This window comes from Alteromonas sp. BMJM2, assembly GCF_027257845.1.
Classification (GTDB): domain Bacteria; phylum Pseudomonadota; class Gammaproteobacteria; order Enterobacterales; family Alteromonadaceae; genus Alteromonas.
The window spans coordinates 1-12,459 of record NZ_JAPVOT010000031.1; the positions used below are offsets into that span (position 1 = coordinate 1).

Genomic DNA, 12,459 nt, shown 5'->3' on the forward strand with positions numbered 1-12,459 from the left:
TTGAACCTAAGACTCCTGAACTCTCTTCTTGCGCTAGTCGCGCTAGCTTTAACTTAAATGCTCTGTGATGTTTGGACATAAAAAGACCCCCAGTAATTGGATAGTCCAACTATTGGGGGTCACTTCATTAAAATCGCCTTTTTTGTGAAAAAAATAATTTGATAAGCTGCTAAAAAAGCGTGATAGATCGATTTTTTAGCCACACATTAACTAAATCTTAGTCACTTTGAGTGCCACTTCTTTTGCCCCGGCACTGTGTATTGTAAACCGATACATGCCAGTAGACGACGGTGTGAATTGCAGGTTCTCTGAACCTTGCTCACAGGCTAAGTAAACTGTTGTGCCTAACATCACAGGCTGACCTTTATATTTGCCGCCACAGCTCTGTGAGGGCGTCCATTTATCATCAGACAGTCTGAAGTCATAAGGCTGACCATCTGCAATCAACTCAACTTCCACTTTCCACACCGCTTCACTATTTTCGAAACCGTCGCGAGCAAACCTATAGCTCGGGTCAGCTTCCCACCAATTGAAGACACCTCTAAGGTACATGTTTTCAAATTCTAAAGCGGGAGATGACGAGGGAAGCTCTGGTATGCTAAACCCACCTTTACTTGAACATGCTGTGAGTGTGAGGCAGCACAATAAAACTGATAATAACTTTTTCACTAATACTCCAAATAAAAAAAAGCCCAACACAGTCGGGCTTTTCATTTTATTCTATGAGGTGATGGTTACCTCATAAATTTAGCCTAAGACTTCGCAAGTATAGATATATCTGCGGTAGTAAGGAAAAGTTGCCTTAAAAGCGTCAACAACGCAAGTCTGTTTTTCTTAACCGCTTCGTCTTCTGCCATAACCATAACGTTATCGAAGAAACCATCGATAGCGACACGTAGCGTTGCAAGAGTTGTAAGAATAGCCGTGTAATCTTGCGAACCAAGCGCTTCACTCACTTTCTTTTCTGACTCAGTCAATGCTTCAAATAACGCTTTTTCTGATGCTTCTGAAAGAAGGGCATCATTGATATGTACTGTAGCGTCAATATCAACATGTTGCTTTGCCAGAATATTCGCTACGCGTTTATTTGCTGCCGCTAGAGCTTCAGACTCATCTAACGATTTAAATAGAGCCACGGCATTAATTCGCGCAAGATAGTCAGCTGGTTTAGTAGGGCGTCTTGCCGCGACCGACTGAATAACATCAATCGCTATCTGCTTATCCTGAAGTAACGCTGTAAAACGACCAAGAACAAAATCTACAACCTGTGATTGTGTTTTGTCATTTGAAAGTTTTTTGCCATAAACTTCAATTGATTTTGTTACTAGGGTAGTTAAATCAAGTGGAAGTGATAACTCAGTGATAATACGCAGTACACCAATGGCCGCGCGACGAAGGGCAAATGGGTCTTTATCACCTTTAGGCAGCTGACCAATACCAAATATACCAACTAGCGTATCTAGCTTATCAGCAAGCGCTACCGACGCGCTAACGCCGTTACTCGGAAGAGTATCACCGGCGAAACGAGGCATATACTGTTCATAAAGGGCTTGTGCAACGTCAGAGTGCTCATTGTCGTTTAAGGCATAGTATTTACCCATTACGCCTTGTACGTCTGGAAATTCCATAACCATGTTAGACATGAGGTCGGCTTTAGCTAGCAGTCCGGCTCGAGTCGCATGTGCTTCGTCTGCATCTATTTGTGCTGCAATAAAGCCAGACAGCACAGAGATGCGCTCTGATTTTTCTTTAAGCGTGCCAAGCTGCTTTTGAAATAGCACGGTGCTTAGGCTATCGAGACGGCTCTCTAAGGATACTTTTCTATCGCTGTTATAGAAGAACTCGGCATCAGCAAGGCGAGGGCGGATAACCTTTTCATTGCCTGAAATGACCTGGATAGGATCGGTACTTTCAATATTACTCACAAATAAGAAGGTATTCACCAAGTCGCCATTGGCGTTAAGAAGAGGTACATATTTCTGATCGTCTTTCATCGTATAGATGAGCGCTTCTTTTGGTACCGCAAGGAAGCCCTCGTCAAACCCTGCCTGCATGACCACTGGCCATTCAACGAGTGAAGCAATCTCTTCCAATAAAGCTTCATCATAGTCAGGCTTTAGGGATAACGCTGCAGCCTTATCTTCTAACTGTTGACGAGTCTTCGCTTTACGCGCTTCAAAGTCTGCAATGACATATTGCGCCTCAAGTGCCGTCGCATAATTATCAGCATGATCAAGTTCAAATCGAGCTTCGCCGTGGAAACGGTGGCCCTGTACAGTTCTGCTGCTTGCTAAACCAAGGGTGTTGATATTGATGACTTCGCTGCCATAAAGTACGCACAGCGTATGGACAGGGCGAATGAATTGCGTGCTATGACTACCCCAGCGCATAGGCTTTGGAATAGGTAGTTTGCTCACCGCCTGATTGACTAAGCCCTCAAGAAGGGTGCTTACACTTTGACCTGGAACGTGTGCCTTATGCAGCAACCATTCGCCTTTGTCTGTAACCAGACGCTCTGCATTAGCAACGTCAATTCCGTTGCCACGTGCCCAGCCTTGTGCCGCTTTAGTGGGGTTGCCATCTGCATCGAATGCAGCGCTTACCGCAGGGCCTCTTTTTTCTACGACTTTGTCTTCTTGACCTTCTGCCAAGTCAGAAATATAAACCGCTAAACGCCTAGGCGCGGCGAACCAGATTACTGAACCAAAAGGAAGGTTGGCACTGGTAAGTGCTAATTCAAACTGTTGAGCAAATGCTTCACCAAGTGTTTTAAGTGCCTTTGGTGGTAGCTCTTCAGTTCCTAATTCAACTAAACAATTTTCCGTACGCACGCCTATGCCTCCTTGTTGCAAAGCGGAAAGCCTAATGCTTCGCGAGCTTGGTAATAACTTTCAGCGCAGGCTTTTGCCAACGCACGTACCCGTAGAATATAACGCTGCCTCTCTGTTACCGATATAGCATGACGTGCATCTAAAAGGTTAAAGGCATGGGAAGCTTTCATTACCTGCTCGTAGGCCGGAAGAGGAAGGTTGTTTTCAATCAAAATTTCGCTTTGCGCTTCGCACTCGTCAAACGTTCTAAATAATGCATCTACATTGGCATGTTCAAAATTATACGTTGATTGCTCAACTTCGTTTTGATGGAACACATCGCCGTAGGTAACTTTGCCAAGAGGGCCATTGGTCCATACAAGATCGTAAATACTATCTACTCCCTGAACATACATGGCTAAGCGCTCCAGACCATAAGTGATTTCACCAGTAACAGGCTTACACTCTATACCGCCAACTTGTTGAAAGTAAGTAAACTGAGTCACTTCCATACCGTTGAGCCATACTTCCCATCCTAATCCCCATGCCCCAAGAGTGGGTGACTCCCAGTTGTCCTCAACAAAGCGAATGTCGTGGACAAGCGGATCAAAGCCTAACTCTTTCAAAGAGCCTAGATACAATTCTTGAATATTATCTGGTGAAGGCTTAAGCATTACTTGAAACTGATAGTAGTGCTGAAGACGATTCGGGTTCTCACCATAGCGACCGTCAGTAGGTCGGCGACACGGCTGAACATAAGCACTGCTCATTGGCTCAGGGCCTAGCGAGCGTAGGAATGTCATAGGGTGAAATGTGCCGGCACCCACTTCCATATCTAAAGGCTGAATTATTACGCAGCCTTGACGCGCCCAGTAGTCTTGAAGCGCTAGAATTAACCCTTGAAAGGTTTTAATATCGTATTTCTGCATACATCCGCTGCTTATTAGTTAGCTGTCAAAAAAAAGATGGCTTAGTATACAATTTGTGACGCGGAGTATGTAGGTGTAACGGGTGAAAAAAAGCCTAGAAAGCCGGTATTACAACAAGGATTTAATATTTGATGGTAAGTAACGCAGTAAAGCGGTGTGCGTGGGTGAATGATGATCCTCTTTACCAAGCGTATCACGACAATGAGTGGGGGGTTCCAGAAACCAATAGTCATGCGTTATTTGCTAAATTGTGCCTCGACGGCCAACAAGCGGGCTTATCTTGGCTTACCATTCTCAAGAAGCAAAAAAACTATGAGCGCGCCTTTTACAATTTTGAGCCAAGTGCTATTGCAGGTATGACCGATGACGACGTGGAAAAATTAATGCTAAATACAGGCATCGTTAGAAACAGGCTAAAAATTAAGTCTATCATTCGAAATGCAAAAGCCTTTTTGGAGATAGAAAAATCACAGCCTTTTAATCAGTATATTTGGCAATTTACAGATGGAAAGACACTGGTGAATAATTGGCAGTCTCATGATGATATTCCAACATCGACAGAAGAGTCTAAAGCAATGTCAAAATCACTGAAAAAGGCGGGCTTTAACTTTGTTGGTGAAACTATTTGTTATGCATTTATGCAGGCAGTTGGAATGGTGAACGATCATGAGAAAGGCTGTCATTGCTATGAAGCAACCACAAAGCTTGCCATAAAGAGTGTGACGTAAGGTAAGGCTTCTACAGTAAGGAATATCCATCCAGTAAGAGATACAAGGTTTTTTAGTTGAGCAGTTCAAACAAGCCACTAAAACTACAAATGTATTCTCGGACACAAAAAAAGCAGTACACCAATACTGCTTTTTATAAGTCGCGCTTTTGTTAGTTGGTGAATAGCCAGCTAAGTATTTGTATAGCTAAATAGCTATAACTTAGTAGCTATATAAAGAATACTCACGCAAGTGACTCACAGTATTGTTTGAGCTTGGGCAGTTCATCTAACACTTTCGACTCGTATTCAGATTCTATTTGCTCCCTTGCTTGATCTTGCTTTCTACGCTCTTGTTTTGTTAGCTTTTGTCTTGCTTCTAACACGGCAAAACCACTTATCTCTACAAACAAAGCATACGTATGCGGATAGGTTGCTTTAAAATCTGGTGGCTCGTTCAGTGGTAACGCGTTGAGTAAGTTAACAATACGTATAACGCCCTCAGATAAGTCGCACTGCTGCTGCTCCATCGCCTTTGCGATAAGTATCACGCTTTCAGTTATGCTGCTTATACGTGAATTTTTGGCCTTATCCTGACGAATACCTTGCTGTTTAAGCAAAAATAGCAATTTACCTGCGTAAACACCAAGGCCCAAAATAACTACTAGTGCTACACCAGTTAGTACTACCCACAGCATTGAAATATCCCGTTCTAGTTCTTAAAGTCGTCAATCTTAATAGCGTCTAACTCATCAAACGGATCGCTCTCTTCTTCATCGTCTTCATCGACAATGCCAAGTAAGTCGCACAGTATGCGATGTCGAGCCATCTTCTCATCAACATAACGCTGCTGTTCTCTAGTAAGCTTTTTATCTGCATCTAGGTTATCTAACAAATCGGCGAGACGTTGATCCGCTTCTAAGGCGGCAAGTTCTTGCGCAGGCGTAGCATACTTTTTCTTTTCAATAGGTGTTGGCGCAACACCTTTCGCTTTGATTAAAGCGATGGGTTTTTTACTGCCTAAACGAGGATCTTTCTTCTCGCTAGCTTTTCCGCCACCCGCTTTCCCCTGTTCAACATTATGACGGTTGCCTGCTGGCTTGCCTTTGTGCTTTTTAGGGCGTGGAGTATCAGATTTTCGATTTTCGCTAGGCTTAAAGTCTGGATCTTTACGAACGCCGATAAGGCCAACTTTACGGGATTTTTTTGAACGTGACATATATTCCAAATAAGAGAATGTGTAAAAGACTTCTCTATTATAGCGCGAATTGCTTAAAGCTTCCTCATCAAAACGACATCACTACTGGGGAATTTGATATCAAAATCATCACGTCGAGCAAGATAAGAAAAGGTACGTTCACTGAAAAAGCTCACATGCGTTGGATCGTTCTTATAATGCCACGTTGCAAACCGTTCTTTATCAATCACCCTTTTTGTCATAATGGCCAGAATACCATTAGGATTTAGCATGCCCGTTATCATAGCCCATTCTTTTGAAGGGCGGTGAAAGTGTTCTATTGCTTCGGTACATGTTATGACGTCAAAGCTGCGGTTTAACACCTCTTCAAAGGGGGCATAGAAGGGATCATAGATGTCGACATCTAATCCCTCATCTTCTAACATTTTTGCAAGTACCGCTGCTGGCCCACATCCAAAATCCAATGCTTTTTCGCCAGTATTGATAAGTGATAGAAGCGGGGTTAGAAGTTTTCCTAGAAACTGTTTATAGCCTTCATCGTAAAAACTGTTTTCGTGCTTGTCATATTCACTTTTTTCGATATGTGCATTAGGCAGAAAGTCAGGATGTACAAATACAAGATCACATTCACTGCATTGTAAATACGGCCTTTTCTTGTCTGTAAAATAAGAAATTATAGCGGAAGTAGAGCACAGAGGACATCGCATATGATTTTAGTGAAACGCTGTTATTAATGCTGTAAGAGATATTACCAAATAAAAGCTTAGGAAATAAAAAGAAAAAAAGGCGATGGTTTGCACCATCACCTTATTTTGAATGAGTGTCAGATGACACCTCTCCCGTTACTTACACATCTTTGTGTTTTGTGCTTCCCTAGCAGTGCTCCCCTTATTATTTTTTTTAGCAGAGCGCTATTTTTGTTTTTGGCCTTCTTGGCGCTTTATCCAATCATCCATGGAGTATTTTATTATTATTATTGTTGTTTTTTAGTTTGTAAGCCTACAAGGGCAACAACAAACTAAGCCGTTAGATTACACTAATAATTCTGAAATACAACTTTTTAAGTAACAAAAATTTAACAACGACAGAGGTTTTTGTAAAATTTAATGTAAGCCAGAGATATAGTTCGACAATATCTCAATATCTTCGTCAGTTAATTTCATTGCGATATCACGCATCATGCCGTTCATATCGTTATGGCGCTGCCCTGAACGAAAAGACTTTAACTGAGATGCAGTGTATGTTGCGTGCTGTCCACTGATATCAGGAAAACCAGCTAACGCCATTCCGTTACCCTGTGGTCCGTGACAAGCGATACACGCTGTAATGCCTCGCTCTTCGTCTCCACCTTGGTACATTGCTTTTCCAGCTTCGATGTATTGCTCTGGCGTTTCGCCAGGCGTGGCTTCTTGACTTGAGAAGTACGCAGCTAAGTCTTCCATGTCTTGTGTTGAAAGAGGGGCTGCCATACCATTCATTACCGCGTTGTTACGGCCTTCCTCGCCACCCGTCTGAGAAGCAAGTTTGAATTCGGTAAGTTGTTTAACCAGATATTTTTCATGTTGCCCAGCAAGCTTAGGATTCATGTCAATCATACTATTGCCATCAGGGCCGTGGCAGGCCGCACAGACTGCTGACTTCGCTTTACCCGCTTCCGCATCGCCTTGTGCTACTGCTGTAGCGCTAAGACCCAGTGATATACAAACCAACAAACACAGTTTTTTCATAAATAATCTCTTAATGGTTCCAACGGCTCACGTTAGATACGTGATATAATCCGTATTTTACACATTTAACGCGTCAGAAAAACCTATTCCATGATAAATCTAAGGGTTTTGGTCTGTTTTAACATTAAAAAGCTGTAAACCAGACGTTATGACGCATGTGGAGGTAAGTCTAGATGTCGTATTACACCAAAGCAAAGTTCTTTACCAGCGCACCTGATATTCGTCACTTAAAAGATGATTCTGGGATAGAGGTTGCATTTGCCGGTCGCTCAAATGCCGGTAAGTCCAGCGCGCTAAACACATTAACCCGCCAAAAAAACTTGGCAAGAACGAGTAAAACCCCAGGAAGAACGCAGCTAATTAACGTGTTTGAATTGGATGATAATCTGCGTCTTGTGGATTTGCCGGGCTATGGGTTCGCAAAAGTGCCCATGGCGACGAAACTCAAATGGCAGAAGTCCCTTGGAGAATATCTGCAAAAGCGCAAATCATTAAAAGGGTTAGTTGTTTTAATGGATATTCGTCATCCGTTCAAAGATTTAGACCAAGACTTAATTCATTGGGCCGTAGATGCTGGTATTCCAGTACTCGCTTTACTGACTAAAGCCGATAAACTTAAGTCGGGTAAGCGTAAAGCTCAATTGATGATGGCACAGGAAGCGGCGTTAGCATTTATGGGAGATGTAACGGTTAATACGTTTTCTTCCTTAAACCGTCATGGTCTGCCTGAGCTAGAAAAGAAGCTAGATATGTGGCTTGGTCGCACTACTTCTGACGATGATGAAGCTTTGGCTGCTGAATAAAAAGCAAAAAAAATGCCTCGCTAAAAAACGAGGCATTGAATGAGAGAAAACACATAAAAACCGAAGATATAGAGTGGGTGAAAAACGAAAAGTTCAGAATAAGTAGAAAATAAATAAAAATGCTAATTCTGCCTGCGCTTCCGTTACTACCAGAATTTCTTTGTGGCGCCTTTCATTTGTGGCACTTTTCAACAGGCATAAAAAAACCCCGGTAAATGACCGGGGTTAAAGCAAAGGTTTGAAAACAGCTTTCTCACCTCTGTACCCTACATATGTAATGTTACAACAAGAGCACAAAAAGGCAAGTGTAAATTGTAATTTAATTACCAAATGTGGATAAATTACATACAACTTAATTAATTAAGCTGTAATCGAATTACTGAATTGATCAAAGAGTCTGTGCCCAATTAATGAGCTTCATCCCAGTTTTCACCAATACCTACCTCAACATCCAGCGGCACATTTAGCGTTGCAGCACTTTCCATTAGAGTTTTTATGGTGCTGACATAATCATCAATTTTGTCTTCTTTTATTTCAAATACCAGTTCATCGTGCACCTGCATCATCATAGTGACGTCGTTACTGGCGTTTTTCGCAATCCAATCGTCCACTTTTATCATGGCCATCTTTATGACGTCAGCCGCTGTACCTTGCATTGGTGCATTGATAGCCGCTCTCTCAGCCCCTTTTCTTCGGGCGCCATTGCTTGCTTTAATATCTGGAAGATATAAGCGTCGACCAAACACAGTTTCAACGTAACCTTTTTCCTTAGCACTTTCTCGAGTACTGTCCATATAATCGAGTACCCCAGGGTAGCGCTCAAAATATAGGTCCATATATTTCTGTGCTTCGTGGCGCGGAATATTAAGCTGTTTGGCTAACCCGAATGCACTCATGCCGTAAATCAAACCAAAATTAATGGCTTTGGCACTTCTACGCTGCTGCGTGGTAACATCGTCAAGGGCAATGCCGAATACTTCGGCAGCGGTTGCTTTATGTATATCCTTTCCATTCGCAAACGCATCAAGTAAGCCTTTGTCTTTTGACAGGTGCGCCATAATACGAAGCTCTATTTGTGAATAATCGGCTGCGACTATCTTGTTGCCTTTTCTTGGCACGAAAGCTTGTCTAACGCGGCGACCGGCTTCATTTCGAATAGGAATATTTTGTAAATTAGGATCGGTAGAGGATAGGCGACCTGTGGCTGTCACTGCTTGATGATACGACGTGTGAACTCTGCCAGTACGATGGTTAATCATTTTCGGAAGCTTATCGGTATACGTATTTTTGAGCTTAGTTAACCCTCTGTACTCCATAATTTTCTGAGGTAAGGGATATTCTAATGCAAGTTCTTGTAAAACATCCTCAGAAGTTGAAGGCGCTCCTTTTGGCGTTTTCTTAACAATAGGCAACGACATCTTCTCAAAAAGAATATGCTGCAGCTGTTTTGTAGAACCTAAGTTAAATGTTTCGCCTGCTTCTTCGTGAACTTCTTTTTCTAATTCTGCAATGCGAGTTGCCAGGTCTTGGCTTTGTTGACTCAACTGTTGGCTATCAATTAACACGCCCTGTTGTTCCATGCGGGAAAGTACACATGCTAAGGGCACTTCAACATCAATAAGCAGACGCTTTAACGAATCAATTGGCTCAAGCTTCTCCCAAATAGCATGGTGAAGACGAAGGGTAATATCGGCATCTTCTGCCGCGTATGGTCCAGCTTCGTCTAAGTTAATTTGATTGAACGTAAGTTGCTTAGCTCCTTTACCGGCGATGTCTTCAAAATGAATCGTTTTATGGCCTAAGTAGGCTAGTGCTAACGAGTCCATATCGTGTCGCTGCGCCGTGCTATTGAGCATGTAACTTTCTAGCATGGTGTCAAAGCCAATTCCATTAAGCGTAATGTCATAATTGGCCAGTACATTCTTATCGTATTTAATATGCTGGCCAACTTTAATAGAAGATGGAGACTCTAGGATAGGCTTGAGCGTTTCAAGGACATAATCTCTAGATAGCTGATCTGGTGCATCTGGGTAGTCATGGGCCACAGGCACATAGGCAGCTTTGCCCGGCTCTATACAAAAAGAAACACCAACAATTTCAGCATCCATATAGCTGAGGCTCGTGGTTTCAGTATCAAATGCAAACAGCTTTGCTTGTTTTAGCTTTTGCACCCATGCGGTAAATTGTTCTTCTGTAAAAACAATCTCATATTGAGATCGATCGATTTGCGCATCGCCTGAGAAAGCGCTTTCTGATGCATCAACAGAAGAGTCAGACGCGTCGTTTTTAGATGCATCGGATGGCTGGGCATCACCCGCGCTTAAAAGTGCGCTAACCTCTGAATGCCATCGTTTAAATTCATATTCTGCAAATAGATCGCGCAGGGTTTCATTATCTGCCGACGTTGGCATTAACGCTTCTACATCGTAATCGAGATCTAAATCTATACTGATAGTTGCTAACGTATATGACAGCCTAGCTTGCTCTTCATATTCCGACATTTTAGCAGCCATGGTTTTGCTGCCTCGAAAAGACAGATCGGCAATCTTATCCAAGTTCTTGTATATCTCATCGATACCACCGATGCCGTTAAGTAGCGCTTGAGCGCTTTTGTCACCAACGCCCGGCACGCCTGGAATATTATCTACTTTGTCGCCCTTCAATGCTAAGAAATCAATAACCAGATCGGGAGGAATACCAAACTTGGTATTAACGCCCTCAATATCCATTGCCTGATTTGTCATGGTATTAATAAGCGTGACATGTTGATTGACCAACTGCGCCATGTCTTTGTCACCAGTACTGATAACCGTATCTATGCCTTTCTCGGTTGCGTGTTTAGCCAGAGTGCCGATAACGTCATCGGCCTCAACACCCGATTCAACAATTACCGGTAGCCCCATTGCTTTAATAATAGTGTGCAGAGGTGCTATCTGACTTCTTAGCTCGTCCGGCATAGGAGGGCGATTAGCTTTATATTCAGCGTAAATATCGTCTCTAAATGTTTTACCCTTTGCATCAAATATTACCGCCATATGGGTTGGGTTATATTGTTTGATAAGGCTTTTGAGCATATTTACCACGCCATAAATGGCGCCAGTATCTTGCCCTTTAGAGTTTGTTAGCGGCGGCAGCCCATGGAAGGCTCGAAATAGATAAGAAGAACCGTCAACGAGGATAAAAGGAGACTTTTTAGATTCAGGCATAGAGGATAACTTTCCAACATAGATAATGATCGCAAGGATGCCACAGGAAGGGAAAGATCGCCATATAGGGCTGACAGATAACTAGGACAGTGGGCTGTGGATAACTTTGTGATCTAAATATTCAGGCACACTGATCCAATTGATCATGTAAAAATAAAAGATCAAGGCTGAATGCAAGAAAAATAAGGGAATGAAGCAATGATGAGAACACAGCATACCTGCTACAGAACATTCCATTTTATGTGGATAACTTGGTGTACGTGATATTTCGTTTAACCAAATCAGCGCAATAATGTAGCATAAGAATTTACAAAGCATATACGTAATGTTAAGAACTTTTTTAAAAATTTTGGTTGTTTTATAGCCAAAAATTGCATAAGTCATGAACGACCTAGTCTGGAGGAAAAATATGAAGCAAGTTGCTGTGATTCTAAGTGGTAGTGGTGTCTATGACGGCGCAGAGTTACAAGAAGCCGTACTCACTTTGCTTGCTATTGAATTAGAAGGAGCGTCATATCAGTGCTTTGCGCCGAATGTAGATCAGCTACATGTAATTAATCACTTAACCGGCGATGTGGTTGAGGGCGAGACCCGAAACGTATTGATTGAGTCCGCGCGCATTACTCGGGGCGACATAAAGCCGTTAACTGAATGCAATGTCGATGAATTTGATGTGTTAGTCTTACCCGGTGGGTTTGGCGCTGCAAAAAATCTATGTACGTTTGCTGTAGATGGTGCCGATTGTTCATTTAATGAAGATGTATTGACGGTATGTCAGGCATTTGCAAAAGCCAGAAAGCCAGCCGCATATGCATGTATTGCACCTGCACTTGCTGCAAAAGTCTACGGTAACGGCGTAAAACTGACTATCGGCAACGACAAAGGAACGGCAAAAGGGCTAAATGCACTTGGTGCTTCCCACGTTGACTGTGATGTAGATGACGTTGTAATCGACAATGATGTAAAACTGGTGACTACGCCAGCTTACATGCTTGCAGAAAATGTGTCACAAGCTCACCGCAGTATTTCAAAAATGGTAAAAACGGTACTTGGAATGAAGTAACCGAGAAAAATTAGAAA

Annotated in this window: 11 protein-coding genes; 3 read left to right on the top strand and 8 right to left on the bottom strand. The window is 42.5% G+C overall.

Going from position 1 to position 12,459, the window contains the following annotated elements; translation table 11 throughout:
• Positions 1 to 210: 210 nt before the first annotated feature.
• From O9X84_RS18630 to glyQ, 3 genes are all read right to left on the bottom strand, one after another.
• Positions 211 to 669, bottom strand: a complete 459-nt coding sequence (locus tag O9X84_RS18630; protein WP_269521171.1) for a hypothetical protein — start codon at positions 667 to 669, stop codon at positions 211 to 213.
• An 83-nt stretch (positions 670 to 752) separates the two neighbouring features.
• On the bottom strand, positions 753 to 2,831 hold the full coding sequence (gene glyS / locus O9X84_RS18635) for a glycine--tRNA ligase subunit beta (RefSeq protein ID WP_269521172.1): 2,079 nt from the start codon (positions 2,829 to 2,831) through the stop codon (positions 753 to 755).
• A gap of 2 nt (positions 2,832 to 2,833) precedes the next feature.
• The gene (glyQ, locus tag O9X84_RS18640) at positions 2,834 to 3,739 is read right to left on the bottom strand and encodes a glycine--tRNA ligase subunit alpha (RefSeq protein WP_269521173.1); all 906 of its coding nucleotides are present in this window, start codon (positions 3,737 to 3,739) and stop codon (positions 2,834 to 2,836) included.
• A 131-nt stretch (positions 3,740 to 3,870) separates the two neighbouring features.
• Between glyQ and O9X84_RS18645 the strand changes: the two genes are divergently transcribed.
• Positions 3,871 to 4,467 carry a DNA-3-methyladenine glycosylase I gene (locus tag O9X84_RS18645; protein WP_269521195.1) on the top strand — a complete coding sequence of 199 codons (597 nt, stop codon included), beginning with the start codon at positions 3,871 to 3,873 and terminating at the stop codon, positions 4,465 to 4,467.
• A gap of 223 nt (positions 4,468 to 4,690) precedes the next feature.
• Here the strand turns inward: O9X84_RS18645 and O9X84_RS18650 are convergent, their stop codons facing one another.
• From O9X84_RS18650 to O9X84_RS18665, 4 genes are all read right to left on the bottom strand, one after another.
• The gene (locus tag O9X84_RS18650) at positions 4,691 to 5,143 is read right to left on the bottom strand and encodes a DUF2489 domain-containing protein (protein WP_269521174.1); all 453 of its coding nucleotides are present in this window, start codon (positions 5,141 to 5,143) and stop codon (positions 4,691 to 4,693) included.
• 14 nt (positions 5,144 to 5,157) lie between these two features.
• Positions 5,158 to 5,664, bottom strand: a complete 507-nt coding sequence (yihI, locus tag O9X84_RS18655; RefSeq protein WP_269521175.1) for a Der GTPase-activating protein YihI — start codon at positions 5,662 to 5,664, stop codon at positions 5,158 to 5,160.
• Positions 5,665 to 5,717: 53 nt separating this feature from the next.
• Positions 5,718 to 6,350, bottom strand: a complete 633-nt coding sequence (locus tag O9X84_RS18660; RefSeq protein WP_269521176.1) for a class I SAM-dependent methyltransferase — start codon at positions 6,348 to 6,350, stop codon at positions 5,718 to 5,720.
• Between the two features lie 396 nt (positions 6,351 to 6,746).
• A complete protein-coding gene (locus tag O9X84_RS18665) occupies positions 6,747 to 7,370 on the bottom strand; it encodes a c-type cytochrome (protein WP_269521177.1) in 624 nt (207 codons plus the stop codon).
• Between the two features lie 173 nt (positions 7,371 to 7,543).
• On the opposite strand from O9X84_RS18665, the gene yihA reads away from it, so the two are divergent.
• Positions 7,544 to 8,173 (top strand): ribosome biogenesis GTP-binding protein YihA/YsxC, encoded by a 630-nt coding sequence (yihA, locus tag O9X84_RS18670; protein ID WP_269521178.1) that lies wholly within the window; start codon positions 7,544 to 7,546, stop codon positions 8,171 to 8,173.
• Between the two features lie 407 nt (positions 8,174 to 8,580).
• Here the strand turns inward: yihA and polA are convergent, their stop codons facing one another.
• Entirely contained in the window at positions 8,581 to 11,379 is a 2,799-nt protein-coding gene (gene polA / locus O9X84_RS18675; RefSeq protein ID WP_269521179.1) for a DNA polymerase I, read from the bottom strand.
• A 409-nt stretch (positions 11,380 to 11,788) separates the two neighbouring features.
• On the opposite strand from polA, the gene elbB reads away from it, so the two are divergent.
• A complete protein-coding gene (gene elbB, locus O9X84_RS18680) occupies positions 11,789 to 12,442 on the top strand; it encodes an isoprenoid biosynthesis glyoxalase ElbB (RefSeq protein ID WP_269521180.1) in 654 nt (217 codons plus the stop codon).
• The last annotated feature ends 17 nt before the right edge of the window (positions 12,443 to 12,459 follow it).

What these genes read in the sequence shown, in the direction of transcription:
- elbB (WP_269521180.1), top strand. Translation starts at nt 11,789, where the DNA reads ATGAAGCAAGTTGCTGTGATTCTAAGTGGTAGTGGTGTCTATGACGGC.
- polA (WP_269521179.1), bottom strand. Translation starts at nt 11,379, where the DNA reads ATGCCTGAATCTAAAAAGTCTCCTTTTATCCTCGTTGACGGTTCTTCT.
- yihA (WP_269521178.1), top strand. Translation starts at nt 7,544, where the DNA reads ATGTCGTATTACACCAAAGCAAAGTTCTTTACCAGCGCACCTGATATT.
- yihI (WP_269521175.1), bottom strand. Translation starts at nt 5,664, where the DNA reads ATGTCACGTTCAAAAAAATCCCGTAAAGTTGGCCTTATCGGCGTTCGT.
- glyQ (WP_269521173.1), bottom strand. Translation starts at nt 3,739, where the DNA reads ATGCAGAAATACGATATTAAAACCTTTCAAGGGTTAATTCTAGCGCTT.
- O9X84_RS18660 (WP_269521176.1), bottom strand. Translation starts at nt 6,350, where the DNA reads ATGCGATGTCCTCTGTGCTCTACTTCCGCTATAATTTCTTATTTTACA.
- O9X84_RS18645 (WP_269521195.1), top strand. Translation starts at nt 3,871, where the DNA reads ATGGTAAGTAACGCAGTAAAGCGGTGTGCGTGGGTGAATGATGATCCT.
- O9X84_RS18665 (WP_269521177.1), bottom strand. Translation starts at nt 7,370, where the DNA reads ATGAAAAAACTGTGTTTGTTGGTTTGTATATCACTGGGTCTTAGCGCT.
- O9X84_RS18650 (WP_269521174.1), bottom strand. Translation starts at nt 5,143, where the DNA reads ATGCTGTGGGTAGTACTAACTGGTGTAGCACTAGTAGTTATTTTGGGC.